Source organism: Pseudoalteromonas ardens, assembly GCF_030125445.1.
Classification (GTDB): domain Bacteria; phylum Pseudomonadota; class Gammaproteobacteria; order Enterobacterales; family Alteromonadaceae; genus Pseudoalteromonas; species Pseudoalteromonas ardens.
In genome coordinates, this window is sequence record NZ_JASJUV010000003.1 from 18051 (window position 1) to 38659 (window position 20609).

The 20609-nt window shown below is 48.9% G+C and carries 16 protein-coding genes; 12 read left to right on the forward strand and 4 right to left on the reverse strand.

Translation table 11 applies throughout. The annotated features are described in order from the left end of the window. Positions 1-82 precede the first annotated feature (82 nt). Together QNM19_RS10875 and ssb are read left to right on the forward strand one after the other, a co-directional pair. Entirely contained in the window at positions 83-1450 is a 1368-nt protein-coding gene (locus QNM19_RS10875) for an MFS transporter (RefSeq protein ID WP_284026697.1), read from the forward strand. 27 nt (positions 1451-1477) lie between these two features. Continuing rightward, the gene (gene ssb, locus QNM19_RS10880; protein ID WP_049862885.1) at positions 1478-2173 is read left to right on the forward strand and encodes a single-stranded DNA-binding protein; all 696 of its coding nucleotides are present in this window, start codon (positions 1478-1480) and stop codon (positions 2171-2173) included. Positions 2174-2271: 98 nt separating this feature from the next. Here ssb and QNM19_RS10885 read toward each other — a convergent pair whose 3' ends face one another. From QNM19_RS10885 to QNM19_RS10895, 3 genes are read right to left on the reverse strand one after another with little or no spacing between them, the layout of a single operon-like run. Beyond that, a complete protein-coding gene (locus tag QNM19_RS10885; RefSeq protein ID WP_049862884.1) occupies positions 2272-3510 on the reverse strand; it encodes a serine hydrolase domain-containing protein in 1239 nt (412 codons plus the stop codon). A gap of 22 nt (positions 3511-3532) precedes the next feature. Beyond that, a complete protein-coding gene (locus tag QNM19_RS10890) occupies positions 3533-4267 on the reverse strand; it encodes a hypothetical protein (RefSeq protein WP_049862883.1) in 735 nt (244 codons plus the stop codon). Next, on the reverse strand, positions 4264-4614 hold the full coding sequence (locus tag QNM19_RS10895) for a PadR family transcriptional regulator (RefSeq protein ID WP_049862882.1): 351 nt from the start codon (positions 4612-4614) through the stop codon (positions 4264-4266). Before QNM19_RS10895 ends, QNM19_RS10890 begins: the two co-directional genes overlap by 4 nt. Before the next feature lie 339 nt (positions 4615-4953). Here QNM19_RS10895 and QNM19_RS10900 point away from each other — a divergent pair, with 339 nt between their 5' ends. Further along, entirely contained in the window at positions 4954-6591 is a 1638-nt protein-coding gene (locus tag QNM19_RS10900) for an EAL domain-containing protein (protein ID WP_049862881.1), read from the forward strand. A 22-nt stretch (positions 6592-6613) separates the two neighbouring features. Here the strand turns inward: QNM19_RS10900 and QNM19_RS10905 are convergent, their stop codons facing one another. After that, positions 6614-7516, reverse strand: coding sequence for a 1-aminocyclopropane-1-carboxylate deaminase/D-cysteine desulfhydrase (locus tag QNM19_RS10905; protein WP_049862880.1), 903 nt, complete (start codon positions 7514-7516; stop codon positions 6614-6616). A 211-nt stretch (positions 7517-7727) separates the two neighbouring features. Between QNM19_RS10905 and QNM19_RS10910 the strand changes: the two genes are divergently transcribed. From QNM19_RS10910 to tldD, 9 genes are all read left to right on the forward strand, one after another. After that, positions 7728-9758, forward strand: a complete 2031-nt coding sequence (locus tag QNM19_RS10910) for an SUMF1/EgtB/PvdO family nonheme iron enzyme (protein ID WP_049862879.1) — start codon at positions 7728-7730, stop codon at positions 9756-9758. A 140-nt stretch (positions 9759-9898) separates the two neighbouring features. Continuing rightward, complete coding sequence (locus QNM19_RS10915; RefSeq protein WP_010386656.1) at positions 9899-10942, forward strand: rod shape-determining protein; 1044 nt, start codon at positions 9899-9901, stop codon at positions 10940-10942. Then, positions 10942-11781 carry a rod shape-determining protein MreC gene (gene mreC / locus QNM19_RS10920; RefSeq protein ID WP_010386655.1) on the forward strand — a complete coding sequence of 280 codons (840 nt, stop codon included), beginning with the start codon at positions 10942-10944 and terminating at the stop codon, positions 11779-11781. The genes QNM19_RS10915 and mreC overlap by 1 nt, the downstream gene beginning before the upstream one ends. After that, positions 11778-12254 (forward strand): rod shape-determining protein MreD, encoded by a 477-nt coding sequence (mreD, locus tag QNM19_RS10925; RefSeq protein ID WP_010386653.1) that lies wholly within the window; start codon positions 11778-11780, stop codon positions 12252-12254. Before mreC ends, mreD begins: the two co-directional genes overlap by 4 nt. Next, positions 12254-12832: a Maf family protein gene (locus QNM19_RS10930; RefSeq protein WP_284026698.1), complete on the forward strand. Its 579-nt coding sequence runs from the start codon at positions 12254-12256 to the stop codon at positions 12830-12832. The genes mreD and QNM19_RS10930 overlap by 1 nt, the downstream gene beginning before the upstream one ends. Beyond that, on the forward strand, positions 12825-14297 hold the full coding sequence (gene rng, locus QNM19_RS10935) for a ribonuclease G (protein ID WP_010386650.1): 1473 nt from the start codon (positions 12825-12827) through the stop codon (positions 14295-14297). The genes QNM19_RS10930 and rng overlap by 8 nt, the downstream gene beginning before the upstream one ends. Before the next feature lie 7 nt (positions 14298-14304). After that, entirely contained in the window at positions 14305-18312 is a 4008-nt protein-coding gene (locus QNM19_RS10940) for a YhdP family protein (RefSeq protein WP_082225296.1), read from the forward strand. Further along, positions 18309-19133, forward strand: coding sequence for a carbon-nitrogen hydrolase family protein (locus QNM19_RS10945; RefSeq protein ID WP_049862877.1), 825 nt, complete (start codon positions 18309-18311; stop codon positions 19131-19133). The genes QNM19_RS10940 and QNM19_RS10945 overlap by 4 nt, the downstream gene beginning before the upstream one ends. After that, entirely contained in the window at positions 19126-20580 is a 1455-nt protein-coding gene (tldD, locus tag QNM19_RS10950; RefSeq protein WP_284026699.1) for a metalloprotease TldD, read from the forward strand. Before QNM19_RS10945 ends, tldD begins: the two co-directional genes overlap by 8 nt. Positions 20581-20609 lie beyond the last annotated feature (29 nt).

Sequence of the window (20609 nt, forward strand, 5' to 3'; positions counted from 1 at the left end):
ACTAAAATCTGATCTGGTCGTCAACACTTGGTCACTTTTTTGCTAGACTAGCGCCTGTTTTTGTCTTAGCCAAATAAGTGTCATGTCGAAACAATCACTTAACTCTCTTGAAAAACGTGCAGCCATTTCACTGGCAAGTGTCTTTGCCTTTCGGATGCTGGGGCTGTTTATGTTGATGCCTGTGCTGGCAATCTACGGTCAGTCGCTCACCGATGTGTCGCCACTGTGGATTGGCCTGGCAATTGGTGCTTACGGGCTGACACAGGCGCTGCTGCAAATACCTATGGGCTGGCTGTCTGATAAATTTGGCCGTAAACCTATTATTGTTGCCGGCTTAATCATGTTTGCCATCGGATCTGTGATTGCGGCGCTGGCTGAGTCAATTTATTGGGTAACCGCAGGCCGGGCCCTGCAGGGGATGGGCGCTATTGCAAGTGCTTTGCTGGCCCTGGCTTCTGATCTGAGTCGCGATGAGCAAAGGCCAAAAGTCATGGCTGTGATTGGCATGTGTATCGGCATGAGCTTTGCTGTGGCAATGCTTTTAGGCCCAATGGTTGCCGCGGCGTTTGGCATTGCGGGGATCTTCTGGCTGACCGCCGCGTTGGCATTGCTGGGGATCGGGATCGTGTTGTTTATAGTGCCTGGCGCTGTAAATCGCGCACCAAAAGGAGATACCGTCGCCAGCATGACGGATATTCGTAAACTGGTGCGCCATCCGCAGCTGGTCAGACTGGACCTTGGGGTGTTGCTGCTACACTTAACATTGACCACCTTGTTTGTTGCGCTTCCGGGCCAGCTTATTGCCGACGGCTTAGCCGCGCAAGATCATTGGCAATTGTATATTCCGGTTTTATTACTCGCGTTTGTTTTGATGGCCCCACTGATGATAGTGGCGATCCGCAAACAAAAAGAGAAGCAGGTATTTTTAGCGTCGATTGCGCTGCTGGTGGTGAGCACACTGGCGTTGATTCCCGCGGCAAACTCGTTGATCGGCATTGCAGTAGCAATGACAGTGTATTTTATTGCTTTTAACTTTTTGGAAGCAACGATGCCTGCGTTGGTATCGCGTATTGCACCTGCCACTCAAAAAGGCTCGGCGATGGGGGTCTTTTCCTCCTCGCAGTTTTTTGGCGCATTTGCGGGTGGCGTGATGGGCGGCTACCTGGCCCAGCATTTTAATCCTCAAACTGTGTTTGCTGCGGCTGCGGCAATTGGGGTAATATGGCTATTTATTGCGTGGCGTATGCAAATCCCGGTGCGAAGTAAAACACTCAGTTTTGTTACTGAGGTTGATGAGCCTGAAAAAGCCGATGCTTTGGCGGATCAGCTGGTCGCATTACCCGGGGTCATCGAAGCGACCGTTGTCAGTGAAGAAAATCGTACCTACTTGAAAGTAAACGATAAAGAATTTGATTTAAACCAAGCAAAGCAAGCCCTGGGCTTGCGCTAGCTTGCAATAGTGTGAGGAGAGGGTGCCATGGCACGCGGTGTAAACAAAGTTATTTTGGTTGGTAATTTAGGCCAAGATCCTGAAGTACGTTATATGCCTAACGGAAACGGCGTAGCGAACATCAGTATTGCAACGACCGACAGTTGGAAAGACAAAAACACAGGTCAGATGCAAGAGCGCACTGAATGGCATCGTGTTGTGCTATTCGGTAAGCTGGCAGAGGTAGCAGGTGAGTACCTGCGTAAAGGCTCACAAGTCTATATCGAAGGTCGCTTACAGACGCGTAAGTGGACAGATCAAGGTGGTCAGGAACGTTACACCACAGAGATCGTTGTTGATATGGGTGGTCAGATGCAAATGCTGGGCGGCCGTGGTGAACAAGGTGGCGGCCAGTACCAGGGTGGTCAACAGGGCGGCCAAAACTATGGTCAGTCCAACTATGGCAATAATGCGAATCAGGGTGGTCAGTCTCAGTACGGACAACAGCAGCAAGGTGGATTCGCGCCTCAGCAGTCTCAACAGCCTCAACATAACCAACAGCAAAGCGGTGGTTTTGGCGGTGGTCAGTCAATGGGACAGCAACCGCAGCATAATGCGCCTGCTCAAGGTGGGTTTGCGCCTCAGCAAGGCAATGCAGGTGGCAGTGCCAGCAGCAATGCAAGTGGCAGCGCCAGCAACCCAATGGAACCGCCCATTGACTTTGATGACGATATTCCATTCTAGTCAAAGACTGAAATATCGTGTTGAAGTACAACTAAAAAAGCCGCTAGTCAGCGGCTTTTTTGGTTTATTGAAATATCAATGATCCGTTATCTGTGACGCTATTCGATAAAGGCAGGCAAAATCTGTTCAGCGACAATTTGTTGTGTGGCATGGTCCACGTGATGCGCCGTTATGGCAATAATTAGGTCTAATTCTTCTATTAAAATGATGTATATGCCTCCTCCGCCTTGTGCAGAGACACTCGAATATTTTTTATCCTTGTACTGAAGATCAGAACTCCACCAATAATAGCCATAACCCTGATTAGAGACGTCTTTGCCATCTCCGAAAATCTCATCATCTCCCGTGGTGAAAAGTTTACTGGTGGATCTGGTCATAAAATCACGGTTGATTATTTGCTTGCCTTGCCATTTGCCTTTATTTGCTGCGAGTATACCCATTTTGATCATGTCTCTGGATGTTAAACTCGACCGCCATATCGATTCAGGCAAGCCGCTCGGTGCAGTTTTCCAGGCAAAATTTGTGATGTTTAGTTGCCCCAATAACTCTGTCTTAATGAATGTTTCAATATTGCCGGGGACTACAGCCGCAAGTACCTGCATAATAAGCTGAGGACCAATATCGTAATAAAAGCCTTTTGACTCGGGTGTTATGGGGGCGCTGTGTTCGAAAAGAAATTGAATTTCTTTTTGACCTGTGACTAATTCAGGGCGTTCCAGCAAAGACTTACGGGTTGCATCGCTGATCCTAAGACCTGTTGTCATGGTTAAAGCCTGGTGTAATGTAATATGGCTTGCACCATCAACAAATTTTGTAGCGTCCAGTTTGTCCAGGAAACCTGCCACGGGTTTGTCTAAATCATCCATGCTGAGGTAGCCCAGTTGAATGGCACGACCAAGCAGCATGCCTGTGTAAGCTTTAGTAACGGATGATTGGGGGTGAGATAAATCTACGCGTCCCCTGAGGTAATATGACTCAAATACTAGCTTGCCTTTGTGGTGAATTAAGAGGCTGTCATAATTACCGTGCTGTCCTTTGGCAAGTTCATCAGCCAGTGTAAGAATAGTGGCTTTTTTACCGCCATCAATGCCCAGCTCACCAACGGCTAAGCCATCTTTTCTTGGGGCAGGCTTAACATCAATGAACGCTTGTGGCAGTACCGAGATGTCCCAAAATTCACGATTTATTTCAGGTTGTCTCCAGTGTTGTATGATTGCTTCCTCAGCGCTGGCTGTGGGTGCCGTTTTATTTATTGGCTTTAACTGTACTTCATTACTGATGCTTGCAAAGCTACAGACAATCAAAGGCAGCAGCAGAGTGTATTTCACGCGAGCCATAACTTCTCCCTATAGTTCTATTTTATTGACCAAATTCAAGATGATCTGCTTGTAACTGCTTTAATTTGCGATGGATCATGTAGCTTACTGGGGGCAGCAGATATAAAAGGCAAAGCACACCCGTCGCGACAATGGGTCCTATTTGGTTTGCTTCAAAGTGATGATTTGCGATATGCATGATGCTCCATATGTAAGGAATGAAAGCAAGTGAATAACCACATACAGCAAGTTTTATGATGGAAGCGTGTTGTTTCTTATATAAATAGAGGAGCATTGCGATACTGAAGAATGAGATGAGTAAAGACTCGAAATGTATAAACATCCCCCATTCAGCCAGCAGTAAAATGTCCCAAAAATTTTGCCAAAAGTGCGCACTAAATAGTGCTGTATGAATTTTCCCTTGTAATAATTCATCCCAAAATGTGTCAGAAATAGAGGTAGGGTCGCTCAATATGGACAGCAAAACAATTAAACCTGCAGCCATAATGAACATGATAAGTGGTAAGTAAAAATTTAATCGCCCCAACAATTCAATAGAAGCCAATTTCTTCTGTAGATAAATCATGCTTGTTTCAAGAGTCTGTTGCCAATACCACTGATTTGCGCGCTTAATATTCTGCTTTGCCAATATATTAAACTCTTCTTCGAGATCGCCCAGAACGCTTTCTAGTAGCCGATTAGGAAGCAACACAGAGAGGACTTTATTTGCCAATGCTGGCGGTTTGATATCAGGTTCTTTGTCAGAGTAGAGGCTCATAGCTCCCCCTCCTGGCATAAAGCATGTCGAAGAGAGAGTCCTTGCCATAAAGTGTCCATGGCCTGCCTGGCACGTTTAAGTGCACTGTGGCCTTGTGCTGTCACTTTGAAATAGCGTTTTGCTCGTCCACCTCGCTGCGCTGTGGCTTCACCCAGCCGTGATTCCACCATTCCTTTACGCTCTAATCGCTCTAGTGTTGAATAAAGTGCGCCAATGGCGACATTGCGATTCACTTGTTCTGCCAATAGTTGTCTAATCGCTGCACCATACGCTTCATCGTCAAGTTGCAGTAATGCAAGCATCGTCATTTGTTCGAATTCACCTAAGAATTTATCTTTTTCAGACATAACAGGAAGTCTTTAAAATTTATTTTTCTTATTTTTACTACAAAATAGTAATTTCCTGCAAGTTATTATTACTACAATGTAGTTTTATATTGGAACTCATGGTTACTCATGCCGTAACTGAGGTGTGTCAGGAACAAAGAGATAGCACGGAGAGGAGGGAGTGGGGATTAGTCAGCAGAAGTCGGGTTTTGAAGCGCAGGTTAGTGGATGAAGGCAATATCGCTATAACGCAGGTCTGGCAGTGTTTATTCACTCGCTGAGGAATCTGCTCCAGGCAACTTGAGTTTTAGCCTGTCTTGAACAAAACTTGATACAGGGTTTACTGGCTTGTGTAGCAGCATGCGTCGATTAATAAAAGCTGACAAAGAAGTCTTTACCGGGTGGGGTGTACGCGCGGTGATTGTGGTTGTCTGGCTACTGGTCAACGGCGCATTATGGCAATTTACCCATGCACAGATAGTTCAGCAAGCGGGCCAGTTACAAAGCCACTTCGCGCAATTAGACGCCACCGTGAGTAGTGATCGGGTCAGTGAGTTTTCTACCCTGGTACATCATTATGGGTTTGCAGATGAAGGACAGACATCCAGTCTCTGGCTTTGGGCGACAGAAAGCGTCAAATTTCAGTTTGCTGATACAGCGCTATACCTTTCTCCCGCACCTATTTTGCAAGACTGTTTACCAGTTGTCTTGTTTATGAACTGTTTGATGTTGGTCGCGGGATATTTACTCTCCAGGTGGATGGGCAGTCTCCCGCGCGCAGAGCTGTCTGCCGCACAAGCCCGGGCTATTACCTCTGAATTATCCCCGGACACTCAGGCAAACGCCGTAGAAGCGAGCCGTAAGGTGTCTGTTTTCGCAATGCTGAAGTGGCGTCAAACCTTGCCAGAAGAGTTGGATCCGCAAAGTCATTTTAGTGTGACGCTGGCCCGCTGTTTCTCAAAGTACGAGCGCTGTTCATGTAAGTATTTATCCTCTGGTGCGTTGGTGATGACATTAGCACCCGTTGATAAAGTAGATGTTGATGCACTGGCGAGGCGCATCCATGAAGTGGTGTACCAGGCGTTACTCACATTTCGCCCTGATCTGTCGCGCAGTGCAGTGAAATGTGGCGTGTGTTTTTATACCAAAGGCGCAGATCAGGCAATGGTATATCAGGTCGTACGTTCTGCACTGAGTATTGCGCAAAGTAACGTCTGGCAACATGTTCATGTTATGCCATTGAATCATACTTTGAGCACCAGTTTGCGTCGGGCGGAAAGTGAGATTATGGATGACATTAAAGCTGGACGGTTTATGTTGTTCTTTCAGCCGTTATTTGGCTTTGCGCAACAAGATGTGATCCAAAGCGAAGCCTTGCTACGGGTGCGCCACCGATCTCTGGGACTGATGTCTGCGGGGCAATTTATTCATAAAATTCATCGGGCAGAGCATCTGATGCTGCTGGATAAGACCATTTTACGTCATGCACTCAACGCGCTCGTTAAAGAACCCGCTGGCTTTTCTGTGAGTGTAAACCTGCATGTCCTTAACTGGAGTAATGTGGAGTTCATTGACTGGTTGCGTGAACAAGTGATGACCTCAGGCCGGACAAGTGACATTGCTTTTGAGCTGGCACTTCAGGATTTTTACCAGCATGAAGAGTATTGTTGCCAGGTACTGACGGGCGTGTCTGAAGCTGGATGCCGGTTTGTTCTGGACCATGTCAACGCGCCATTAAAACTTGAAGCTCTGCGTCGGTTTGGTCAAGTGACGGCACTCAAACTGGCATTTGAGCTCATTCACGAAGTGCACCATTCAGCGAAGCGGCGCAGTGTTGTGCGCCAAATTGTTGCTCAGGCCAAAGAGCTCGGCGTGCCGGTTTATGCGGTGGGCGTAGAAACCAAAGAAGAGTTTGAGTGTATTACAAAACTGGGTGTGGACGGCGCGCAGGGTTATTACTTTAGCGCGCCATTGTTACAGCTGGAGCAAAGCCTGTAATGCCTGCCCTGTGAGTAAGGGGCTAGATGAGTTTGCGGTAGCGCAGGCCGTCTAAGCCTTGCAGCCCGCCGCTGTGGATAGCGGTAACGCGACTGCCACGTGGAAAATACCCTTGCTCAATGAGTTGCCACACGGCATACATTAGCTTGCCGGTGTAGATCGGTTCCAGTGGCAGTGCATGTTGCTGGCGCATACGCAGACAAAATTGCCACAGCGAGGCTGAAAATTTACCGTAACCGCCATCATGATAGTCATGCAAAATCTGCCAGTTAGTGCGCTGCGCCGCATGCGGGTTTAGCCTCTGTACTTCATCACTAAGGTACTGAGCCCCTTTTAACACACTGATCCCGAGCAACTGACAGTCGCTACTTAGCCCGTCAAGCATCCCTGCCAATGTGCCGCCGCTTCCGACCGCGCAGCAAACAAAATTACTTTCAGGCAGACTCTGAGCCAGTTCCCTGCAACCTTGCAGGGCATATTGATTACTGCCCCCTTCGGGAATGATAAAAGTGTCTGGAAATTGATGTTGCAACTGTGCCAGATAATCGGGGTCATTGCGTAATCTATATTCCTGGCGAGTAACTGCATGCAGCGTTATGCCACAGGCATTGGCAAAGCGGATAGTCGGGTTATTCTGGTCTAGTTGTGGGCCTCGGATAATGGCACTTCCCTGGACTCCAAATTGCTTACAGGCCATGGCTGTCGCATAAAGATGGTTGGAAAAGGGACCGGCAAAAGTGAGCAAGGCTGATTTTTGTGCTTGCTTCATTGCTTTGAGGTTATATTTGAGCTTACGCCACTTGTTTCCCTGGATTGTTGGATGGAGCAGATCATCGCGTTTGATGTGCAGTGAAACACCCGCAGCGTCGAGTTCTGGCGCGCGGATCTGTTGTAATGGCGATTCAGGAAAATCAAGCTTATCCATCTCAGGTTCTGTCTGTGTCGTTTCGTGTCGAATAGCCGCTATTATTTCATGAAAATCTTGGTAGAACACTGGTAAGGAAGTGGCTAATAGTTGTAAACTCAGATATTAATTGTGCTAGGCTTGTGTTTTGCTTCTTAAGTACATAGCATTAAGCGCTAAATTATAAAAAATAACAAAGACCAAACAACTGCCGCTGTTGGGAATGGAATTTATGCAAATTGCTCCTTTATCTCTTTTTGTCTCTGCGACCCTTTTATCTTTAAGTGTGTCGGCGCAAGATACTGCAACTGTGACTGCCATTGAATCTGAGCGCACTGAAAAGCAAGCTGAATTAGATAACTATACTCAGGTACTCGATAAGCATCTGAGTGAAGAAACGCGCTTACAAGCACAGCTCGACCTGCTGCGACAGCGTTCGGCGGAGCTGGATAAAGAAAAGAATCAGGCACTTGATGCAATGAATGATATCTATCGACGTCTGATTGATGACCCCTCACTGGATATCTCAGCGGCACAGAGCAGATATCAGCAGGCAGTTGCAGAGCACAAACAGAATAAAGAAGACATAGTGATGCAGTTGGCGGCGATTGCATCACATCGCAAAGACATAGAGCAAATCCGCGTTACCAAGCATACGCTCGTGAACACCATTGCTGGTTTGAATGACCAGTTGAGTACCGCCCGGATTGAACGTTTACGTAACGAGTTTAGCCGCGAAGGCACTCTTGAAGTAGATCACACCATCAACTGTAAACGTACCGAAACCTTAGCGGCGTGTGAACAACGCGGTCAGCAATTGGGTCTGCAAAAAGCAACCAAGCACTTTATTGACCAAATCTTTGCAAATTTGACTGAGCAGCGCGTGGTAGAGCCAAAGCGTCACCTGGCAGGTGCGCAGGTGCAGGTAGTGAGTAGCCACGTGGTTGGCAGCGCATTCAGTGGTCAGGGGAATTATAGTGTTAACCTGAGCGTGACGATGCGCGGAGATGTCAATAACAGCCGTCTGTGTAGTTTGCTCAATCTGGATAATCGCTACTGCAGCGAATACGGTTCGCCGTTGGCGCTGGGTTATCAGGCCAGCTATCCGACTACGTACAGCGATGAACAGCTGACATTTTCAAATGAATTGTCAAAAAGTACGCCTGTGGTCAGTGTCGCAACACGACCAGCTTCCCCGGATATCACAGCGGATATCGCACCTCAACCACCCAAAAATCGTGAAGTAGAGCTGACCTTACGCTCTAATGTGTATGACGACGAAGTCTTTATTAACGGTGTTAGCTATGGTTCCACTAAACTTGTGGTGAATCTGCCCGCGGGTATGCATGACATTGAGGTACGCAAACTGGGGTATGAGCCATACAAGGCTAACCTGAATTTGCGACGAGCCCGGACCTTAAATGCCCGGCTGGTAAAAAAGCCTGAGTCGATTGCTGCACCGACACCAAAAAGCGAGCAAACTCAACCAGTACAACAAGTCGCGATAGCACAACCTCAACCCGTTACAGTCGTGAATCCGGATAGGATCATTAACGAAACCGTGATCATTCCGGCTGGTAGCTTCAAAATGGGCGACCTGACAGGCAATGGCCTGGCGAATGAGCGCCCTGTGGTAGAAAAAGTGCTCAGCCATTCATATGTCATGCAGAGCAAAGAAGTTACAGTTGCCGAGTTCCGACGTTTTATTGATAGCTCTCAGTATGTTACTGAAGCTGAGAAAGGCAAGGGGTGTGCGCATTATAAAAATGGCGAACCTGTCTGGGAAATAGACTTTAGCTGGCGTTCGCCAGGTTATGAGCAAGCAGATGACTTTCCGGTCGTGTGTGTCTCATATGAAGATGCCAAGGCTTACGCAAACTGGTTATCTGGCGATCAGGGGATGCAATACCGTTTGCCAAATGAAGTTGAATGGGAATATGCCGCGCGCGGTGATACTACCTCGGAATACCCCTGGGGCAATGAAATAGGCCGCAACCAGGCTAACTGTGGCTGGTGTGGCAGCGAATGGTCAAACAAAAGCCCTGCGCCGGTCGGTCAGTTTTCTGCCAATGCTTATGGGCTCTATGATACCGTGGGTAATGTCTGGGAGTGGACGCAAAAGCGTGCTTCGCAGGACGACGTAACGGTACGTGGCGGCGCCTGGAACTTTGCGCCAAGCCTTGCACGTGTTTCTACGCGTTTGGCCCTGGCTCCTGATTTCCGGGCCAACTACATTGGATTTAGATTAGTAAGAGAACGCTAAGGCTGTTTAATGATGCCAATGAGGTGGCGTTATTCATGCCTGTGCAGCTGTGTTACAGACACAGAGTGAAATATTTCAACGCAGTGGCCTGAGCCACTGTATGGTTTGCAAAAAGAATTCTTTAAAGGTTACCCAGCCTCATGTTTAAAAAACTACGTGGACTATTTTCAAACGACCTGTCGATCGACTTAGGTACGGCCAATACCCTGATTTATGTGAAAGAAGAAGGGATCGTGTTGAACGAGCCTTCTGTTGTGGCGATCCGTCAGGAGCGTGCTGGTGGACCTAAGAGCGTCGCTTCTGTGGGCACAGCAGCAAAGCAAATGTTGGGGCGGACACCAGGCAATATTAAGGCCATCAGACCAATGAAAGACGGTGTGATAGCCGACTTCTACGTCACCGAAAAAATGCTCCAGCATTTTATCAAACAGGTACACAACAATAACTTTATGCGTCCCAGCCCGCGTGTTTTGATTTGTGTGCCTTGTGGCGCAACACAAGTTGAAAAACGTGCCATCCGCGAATCTGCGATGGGGGCCGGTGCCAGAGAAGTCTATCTCATAGAAGAGCCGATGGCGGCGGCAATTGGTGCTGGCCTGCCTGTGTCTGAGGCAACGGGTTCTATGGTCGTCGACATCGGTGGCGGTACCACAGAAGTGGCAATCATCTCTTTGAATGGTGTGGTTTATTCATCGTCTGTTCGTATTGGCGGTGACAAGTTTGACGAAGCCATTATCAACTATGTGCGTCGTAACTTTGGTAGCCTGATTGGTGAAGCGACCGCGGAGCATATCAAACACGAAATTGGTTCAGCGTTTAAGAGTGAGGTGCCGGTTGAGATTGAAGTGCGTGGTCGTAACCTGGCTGAAGGTGTACCGCGTTCTTTTACATTGAACTCACACGAAATTCTGGAAGCGCTGCAAGAGCCGCTCATGGGTATTGTCAGTGCCGTGATGGTTGCATTGGAACAATCTCCACCAGAACTGGCCTCTGATATCTCAGCGCATGGTATGGTGCTGACAGGGGGTGGTGCACTGCTGAAAGACCTTGATCGTCTGTTGATGGAAGAAACAGGCATCCCGGTGGTCGTTGCAGAAGATCCATTGACTTGTGTCGCCCGTGGTGGTGGTAAAGCACTGGAAATGATAGACATGCACGGTGGTGACGTATTTAGTTACGACTGATGAACCTGTTATTTGGACGGACCATTTCTCTACAACTGCGACTTACTGTCGCAGTTGTGCTAAGCGTACTGTTGATCCTTGGTGATAGATATACCTCAGGCGGTACTTTGGTTCGGACTAGTCTCAATACGCTGGTAAGTCCGCTGCTCTACGTGGCGAATGTCCCCTATGAAGTCTTTTCACTGGGTGCGAAAAGCCTGGATACCCGTGACCGGTTGTTTCAGGAAAATGAAGCCTTACGAAAAAAGCAGCTGTTACAAAGCGAACAGCTTCAACAGTACCAGTTTTTACTACGTGAGAACCAGCAATTGCGTGCATTACTGGGGGCGTCTTCCCGCCAGCAAAGAGAGCGTCTGATTGCAGAAGTCTTGTCGGTCCGGTCGAGTCGATACAGCCATCAGGTGGTGGTGAATCGAGGTGCCATAGATGGGGTGCTGGAAGGGCAGCCTGTGATTGATGAAATGGGCATCGTCGGACAACTGACCCAAGTGGGCAGTACCACATCACGCGTGTTACTTATGACGGACACGACCCATGCAACGCCCGTACGCATCCTGCGCAATGACGTGCGCACTGTGGTCGAAGGTACTGGCAAGATCAATCTGGTGCAGTTACAGCATGTGCCACACAGTCTGGATATTCGTCTGGGAGATATTTTGGTCACATCGGGATTAGGCGGCACCTTTCCAGAGGGATATCCCGTTGCTGTGGTCACAGAAATTGATCGCGATGAAGGTCTGCCTTTCTCTAAAGTGTATGCTGAGCCCGTGGCACAGCTTGATCGTATTCGTTTGCTCGTGATCCTGGGTAAGATGGCCAAAGAGGAGCCTGAGGCATGAACCGAAGTTACTCCCTGGTCGCCCTAAGCCTGTTTATTGCCTTAATTATGGCGTTGATGCCGCTACCGTTCTCCATTGAACCATTCCGTCCTGATTGGGTCTTACTGGTATTGATGTACTGGTCTATTGCCTTGCCGCATCGTGTGAATATTGGTTGGGCTTGGTGTACCGGGCTGATAATGGATCTGGCAACAGGATCACCGTTGGGCGTGAATTCACTGACCTATTCTATCTGTTTGTACATTACGACCAGTAACTTTCAGAAGATCAGAAACTTCTCAATTTGGCAGCAGGCGGTGCTCATTGGCTTGTTTTTAGCGCTGTATCACCTACTGCAGTTTTGGCTGAATCACTTCCTGCTAGACATTTATTTTAATCCCAGATATTTATGGCCAGCTTTGGTGGGTATGCTGTGCTGGCCCTGGGTTTTCCTGTTGTTACGTAAATATCGCAGGCATTTTAGGATCCGTTAATGACACCAACACTTTATCTGGCATCAGCATCACCACGCAGACGTGAATTGTTGACTCAGCTTGGTTATACCTTTTCACAATTTGCAGTGGATGCGGATGAAAGCCGCTTGCCCGGCGAGGCACCGCTGGCTTATGTTGAACGTCTGGCGCGCCTGAAAGCCACCAGTGGTGTAGCGATGGGTTATCAGGATGCGCCTGTACTGGGCAGTGATACAATCGTGGTACTTGAGCAGCAGGCGCTGGGCAAACCCACAGATCAAAACGACTTTATTGCTATGATGAAGGCGTTATCCGGGCAAACGCATCAGGTGATGACGGCGATTGCCGTTGCGGATACAAAACGTGTGCTAAGCCAGACTGTGATAACAGATGTTACATTTAAACCCTTGAGTGAACAGGAAATTGAGCAATACTGGCACAGTGGTGAGCCGCAAGATAAGGCGGGGGGCTATGGCATTCAGGGACTGGGAGGGCGATTCGTGACTCAGTTATCTGGTAGCTATTTTGCCGTTGTCGGCTTACCTTTATACGAAACGGATGAACTGATTAAAGCATTTATGGCGGGTGTAGATGAGTAGTGAGTTATTGATCAATGTGACCCCCAGCGAAAGCCGGGTTGCACTCATTGAAAACGGTGTACTGCAAGAAGTGCAGGTTGAGCGGGTTGGTAACCTGGGGATTGTCGGCAATATATACCTGGGTAAAATCAGTCGGGTTCTGCCGGGCATGCAGGCTGCGTTTGTTGACATAGGCCTTGAGAAAGCCGCATTTTTGCACGCTTCAGATATTGTAAACAGTGCGTCGATTGAAGAAGGGGTCGACGATCAGCCAATTAAGAAGGTTCAGGATATCCGGGAGCTGGTAAAACAAGGCCAGTTTATTATGGTGCAGGTGGTGAAAGATCCCATTGGTACTAAAGGTGCCCGACTGACCACAGACATCACCATTCCTTCGCGTTATCTGGTATTTATGCCGGATGCCACTCATGTGGGCGTCAGTCAGCGTATTGAAACCGAAGAAGAGCGCAGCCGTCTGAAAAAAATTGTTGCTCAGTACAATGATGAAAATGGTGGCTTTATCGTCCGTACGGCAGCCGAAGGTGCAGCAGAAGCGGAGCTTCAACACGATGCTGAATTCCTCAAAAAGCTGTGGCAAAAAATCATCAAACGCCGACAGAAAACCAGCAAAGCCAGCATCCTTCATGAAGACCTCACTCTGGCGTTTCGTACCCTCAGAGACTATGTCGGTGAAGACATGGAGCGCATCCGAGTCGATTCCAAACTGACCTATCAGCAACTTAAGGATTTTACTGAGGAGTTTGTACCTCAGTTGTCACAAACGCTGGAATATTACCCTGGGGAGCGCCCAATCTTTGACCTGTTTGATGTTGAAATTGAAATTCAAAAAGCGCTACATCGTAAGGTTGAATTGAAATCAGGCGGTTATTTGATTTTTGATCAAACTGAAGCCATGACCACGGTAGACGTGAATACGGGTGCATTCGTCGGTCATCGCAACCTGGAAGAAACGATTTTTAATACCAATGTTGAAGCTACATCGGCCATCGCGAGGCAGCTTAGGTTACGCAACCTGGGCGGTATCATCATCATCGATTTCATCGATATGATTTCTGATGAGCACAAGCGCCGGGTATTGCATTCACTCGAAACAGCCCTGGCGAAAGATCGCGCCAAGGCCAATATCAATGGCTTATCTGCCCTTGGGTTGGTTGAGATGACCCGTAAGCGCACCCGCGAGAGTCTGGAACATATTTTGTGTGACGTGTGTCCGGCTTGTTCTGGCCGAGGTTCTCTTAAAACCGTTGAAACCGTCTGCTACGAAATTTTACGCGAAATTGTCCGCGTAAATCGCGCTTATGATGCCGATAAGTTCATGGTTTATGCGTCACCGGCGGTCAGTGAAGCGTTGGTCAATGACGAATACCATAACCTGGCCGAATTGGAGCTGTTTATTGGTAAGCAGGTCAGTATTCAGACTGAGAGCCTGTATAGCCAGGAGCAGTTTGATGTCGTCATGATGTAGTGACACGATGCAAGTTAAGGCGGTTTGTTTTTTTTGTGTACGAAAAATGTGGCAAGTGTTTGCTGTCACATTGGTGCTGCTTGCCGTGCTTGTTTCGGTGGTCAAATACAGCCTGCCTTACGCCAATGAATATAAACAGGATATTGAATCGCTGGTTAACCAGCAGCTCGGGGTTGAGTTAAACATTGGCAGCATTAGCGCCAGTTGGCAGGGCAATGGCCCGGCGCTGGTGTTGCGTGATGTCAGTTTTGAAGACAACGTCCGCTCTCCAATCTCTTTGCATATCGCACAAACCAGTTTGCAGCTGAACCTGGTCGAGTCAGTCCGGCAGTGGCGACTGGTATCTAACTATTTTGTGCTGGATGGATTTGACGCCACCGTTGATATTCAGGCCATGGCGCAAAGTATGGAAGGTGGCAGTGGTGAGTTTGAACAACAGGCGCTGATTGAAGAGCTGTTTTTGGGCGATACGGGCCATTTTGCAGTTCAGAATAGTCAGGTGACTTTACTGGTTGCGGACGACAAATCACACACCCTACTGGTGCCGGATCTGATCTGGCAAAACAGTACCGATGTGCACAATGGTGAAGGGCAAATCTCCTTTCCAGGTCTTGCCAAAGGCCAGCTAAACGCGCGTTTTCGTTTTCATGGTCAGCAGCTTAGTGCAATGGCCGGTGATATTTTCATTGATGCACAGCAAGTTGAGCTGATGAGCTGGCTGCAAACGTATCTTGACCCGCAATACCAAACAGCCAGTTCGAGTGTGAATATGCAACTCTGGGCGCGACTGGAACAGGGCAAGTTCAACGATATTCTGGTCAACTGGTTACCGAGCAGTATCAGCTGGCAACAGGAGCAAACTCACAAGCAGCTGGCCGTGCAAGGTGGTGCTGTGCATTTGCAACCGGGGCAAAATGGCTGGACCTTAAGTAGCTCTGAGTTGCTGCTATCTCAAAATGAACAAAGCCCCACACCGCTTAGTATTGAGGGACATTTTAGCAACAGTGAACGCACGCTGTGGATGCAGGGCCTGGATCTGGGGTATGTCACTCAGTTACTGTCGCTCACACACTTCGACTGGGCGAAGCAAGTAGAAGCGTTATCTCCTGCTGGCCAGATAACCGCCGCCAGAGTGACAATGGGCAGTGATACACCCATGTCGTTGTGGCTCGCGTTAGAGGAAGCTGGCTGGCGACAACTCGGAGGGATTCCGGGATTCTCCGGGCTCAATGCCGAGTTAATGCTCACGCCAGAACGCGGTGTGCTCAGTCTCAGTGCACAAGATCAGGCTTTGTTGGTAGAAGAACAGTTTATTGCCCCAATCGCCGTCAAAGAACTCAACGGAGACATTCATTTTTACCAGGATGACGCACATAAATGGCATGTGCAGTCGGATAACCTGTGGCTCAGTAATGAGGATTTAAGCGTTGCGTTGGAAATGCACTTACGCTTGCTTGAAGAGCCTGTGCTGGATTTATATGCCGATGTATTTGGCGGCGATGCCAGTATTGCGGGCCGCTATTTCCCGCTACAACTGATGAATGAAAACCTGGTCAATTACCTTAATAGTGGGATCCAGGGTGGCCGACTCAGACACACTCAGGTTTTGTTGTCAGGGCCGTTGACAGAATTTCCGTACCGCGGACATCATGGTCGTTTTGAAGTTCTGGCACGGATTGATCAGGCTAAGTTTGCCTTCGCTCCGGATTGGGCTGCTCTACACAATGGTGACGTGACATTGCACTTTGCTGATGAGCGAATGGATATCACAGTTAATAGCGGTGAGCTGTTGAACCAGACATTGAACCGTGGCGTAGTGGTTAGTCTGGCTGATCTCGAACAAACAAATTTGCTGACCGTCAATATCCTGCACACCACAGAAGCCAGTACGCTGGCACCGTTTTTCAATGCCACACCAATCGCCGATCCGTTAGCGAATATTCTGCAAGTCGCACAGGTTCAGGGTGATGTTACAGGCAATGTCGACCTGTTGATTGATTTAGCGTCGCTGGATGTTAATGTTCTGGGGGCGGTCGAATTCAAGGACAATGCGCTCTATCTTGAACAGCCAGGCATGGCGCTTGACAAGCTAAGCGGCACGCTGAAGTTTATTGATGATAACATTGAGCTGGAAAATACCCGGGCGTTGTGGCGAGGGATGCCGTTACTTTTCAGCTTGTCAGGGCAGGGCGACAGTGCCCGTTATCAGCTTGGGATTGAGACGCGTTTGAGTGCAGCCAGCGATAAGTTGCTGCCGCTCACACAGGGCTTGATGGACGACTTTATTACCGGCAATGCCTTATTGGCCGGGCAGGTCTTGCTGGATTTCACTGAACAGGGCTTCAGTTATCAGGCAAACTTTAAATCCGACTTACAGGGTGCCAGTATTGAATTGCCGGCACCGGTTGGCAAGCTGGCAGACGAGCGTATGCAGTTAACGGCACAGGTACGTGGCGACGACATCTCTAATTTGATCAGTGTCACACTCGGTGAACAGCTCTATTTTGATGGCATTTTAGATAATAACAGTGGTTTGATTGAACGTGCTCAGCTTGTTTTTGCTGAGAATAATCGAGCATTAAGTCAGCCTGGTTTCAACGTGGCTATCACTCAACCTCAACTTACACTGGCACCCTGGCTGCCATTCATTGACCGCATTCTTGAACAGGTAGATCAGCCGTCGGAGCAGCCGGGTATATTACCTGCCTTTGATGCGCTGCGTGCACAGATAGGCCAGTTGAATGCCTTTGACCTCGGTGTAAATGACTTTGAGTTAAGTCTTCGTCCGCAAACCAGTGGGCTTTTGGCACGGTTGAATGCCAGGGAATTAAGAGCGCAAGTGCAGTTTCCCAATGATAATGCAGCGCAACCAATCCAGATACAAGCGGACTATTTACGGCTCAACCCGCTTGAGACGACGGACGAGAGCACCACAACAGAAACGGCTACCATCGATGATTCAGACACTGCCCCTGAGGCATCATTGCAGTGGCTAACGAACATTCCGGCGATAGAATTTAACTGCGATGATTGCCGTATAACCCAGTATCAGCTGGATAGAGTGAATCTGGCTTTACAAGGCGACGGTGAAGCGCTGCAGATCACTCGCTTGCAGGTGGATAAAGGGGATCATGTGCTGCAAGGTACGGGTGGTTGGCATAATGGCCGCTCGCACTTTAATGGCACGCTGACCAGCAGCGACTTTGGTCAGTTAATGGAAGAGTTTGATATTACTTCCAGCGTCCAGGACTCCAGTGCAGACATTGAATTTGAACTGAGCTGGGCAGATGCACCTTATGAGTTTGATGTAGCTACACTGGACGGAACGGTAAAATGGCAATTGGGTGAAGGGCACCTGGCTGAGATCAGTGATCAGGGCACACGGGTGTTTTCTTTACTAAGTTTGGATTCACTGGTTCGTAAACTCAAACTGGACTTTCGAGATGTGTTTGCCAAAGGGTTTTTCTATAACCGCATTGACGGCACTTTCCAGCTCGACAAAGGGGTTGTGTATACTGAGGATACCCAGTTGGATGGGGTGCCAGCCGACTTGTCAGTCAGAGGATATGCTGATCTCAATAGCAAAGCTATTGACTACGAGCTATCAGTCGCTCCGCAGGTTACGTCGAGTTTACCTGTTATTGTGGGGTGGATGGTGAATCCGGTAACGGGTCTTGCGGCACTGGCCCTTGATAAAGTGATCCACTCGGCACGGGTGATCTCTGAGATTAAATTTAAAGTGACTGGCACGATGGAAGAACCTGTGGTGACCGAATTGGATCGTAAGAGCCGTGAGGTCGAGTTACCTAAGCCGCCGGGGTCACAGCCTGAGAAATCGGGGCAGCCCGTTGTCCCTCAAGGCGAAGAAGCCTCAGACACGCAAGCAGATATATCCAGACTAGGCGAGCAGACGCCACAGCAAGGCGCGTCAGATACACAGACCGAAGCGCCTGTGGAAGCCGAGGCGGGTCCCGGCAATCCGGACTCAGAGGCAGGTCAGGAGGAACAACCATGAAAAGCGGTCATATCTATGTTGTGCAGATGTGTTCAGGAATACACCCTGAGGAGAATCTTAAGCAGTTAGCAGCTTTACTCAGTCAGCAAACACTGAAGCAACCTGCGCTGGTGTGTTTACCCGAATCATGGCTGGCGTTTTGCCAGACCCCTCAGCAAACGCTTGCACAAGCCCAAAGTAATGATGACTGGATCAGACAAATTCAGCAGCTTTGCCGGGACTTTAATATCTGGCTGGCTGCGGGCACCATCGCCCTCACAGATGGTCAGGGTCGTTATTATGCTGCCAGTCTGCTGTTTAACAATGAAGGGGTCGAAGTTGCACGCTATAATAAGATCCATCTGTTTGATGCGGATGTCGCTGACAGCGCCGGACAATATCGGGAATCAACTCTGACTCGCCCCGGCGATGACATTGTCACGGTAGATAGCCCCTTTGGCCGTTTGGGCTTGAGCGTTTGCTATGATTTACGCTTTCCGGGTCTGTATCAGGCGATGCGTGAACAGGGCGCAGAGATATTATTGGTACCCAGTGCTTTTACAACCGTCACCGGGGCTGCACATTGGAAGCCTTTGTTACAGGCACGGGCGATAGAAACACAATGCTATGTGGTGGCAGCCGCGCAAGTAGGGGAGCATGAGAATGGTCGGCAAACCTATGGTCATAGCCTGGTGGTTTCCCCCTGGGGCGTGTGCCTTGGCGAAGCGCCAGCTCAGGTAGGTGTGATTCATGCCCGGCTAGATCTGACTGACCTGCATGCCATCCGACAGAAAATGCCTGTAGCGGCACATAACCGATTTAAGAGCGATTTTTATGAGTAATTTTGGTAGCGAGCACGTCGAACAACATTTACTGACGGACAGTGACTTAACCCGGGAGCAATTGCAACAGACATTGGCATACATTCATCAGCACAAAGTGGACTATGCCGATCTGTATTTCCAATCCAGTTATCATGAAACCTGGGTGCTGGAAGATGGGTCCGTGAAAGAGGGCAGTTATAATATTGAGCGGGGGGTTGGTGTTCGCGCCGTAAGTGGTGAGAAAACGGGGTTTAGTTACTCAGATGCCATTAATATGGAAGCACTGAACCAGGCTGCAATGGCTGCCAGAAGTATTGCCCAGCAAGGTGAGAATAAACAGGTTCAGGTGTTCAGTGATGTTAAAGCGGCGACCCAATTTGAGGCAACTCAGCCGTTATTGAGCATGAGTGACACCGATAAAGTCTCGTTATTGAGAGAAGTTGAAGCCGCGATCCGGGAATTAGCTCCTGAAGCGGAGCAAGTCGTCAGCTCTATGTCTGCGGTATACGAAGAAGTGTTAATCGCAGCCAGTGATGGCACTTTTGCAACGGATATTCGTCCTTTGGTGCGCTTAAATTGCTCGGTATTACTGGCGAAAAATGGCCGCCGTGAGCGTGGCAGTGCCGGTGGGGGAGCCCGTCTGGATTACAATTACTTCCGAGAGCTGGTCGACGGCAAACCGCGTTGGCAACATTATGTCACTAAAGCAGTTCACCAGGCCCGCGTAAATCTGGAAGCGGTTGATGCACCCGCCGGGGCGATGCCTGTTGTACTAGGTGCTGGCTGGCCGGGGGTACTACTCCATGAAGCGGTGGGACATGGTCTTGAAGGGGACTTTAACCGTAAAGGCGCGTCTGCATTTAGCGGGCGAGTTGGCGAACAAGTGGCTTCCAGCCTATGCACTGTGGTGGATGACGGTACCATGGATAACCGTCGTGGTTCACTGAATATTGATGATGAAGGCACCCCGGCAGGCTACAACGTGCTAATCGAAAAGGGGGTGCTGAAAGGCTATATGCAGGATAAGCTCAATGCCCGATTGATGGGCGTTGCACCCACTGGCAATGCCAGACGTGAATCCTATGCACATCTGCCGATGCCAAGAATGACCAATACATATATGCTGCCAGGTGAGCATAGTCAAAATGAGATCATTGCCTCGGTAAAGAAAGGGATCTTTGCGCCTAACTTTGGCGGTGGTCAGGTTGATATTACGTCGGGTAAATTTGTATTTTCAGCTTCAGAAGCTTACCTGATAGAAGATGGCAAAGTGACGCAGCCTATTAAAGGAGCCACCTTGATCGGCAATGGCCCGGATGTTATGCAAAAAGTGTCTATGGTTGGTAACGACCTGGAGCTGGATACCGGTGTTGGGGTGTGTGGTAAGAATGGTCAGAGTGTGCCTGTTGGCGTTGGTCAGCCCAGTCTTAAAATTGATGAACTCACCGTAGGCGGTACTGCCTAATACATCATCCCGCAGTATCACAGCCAAAT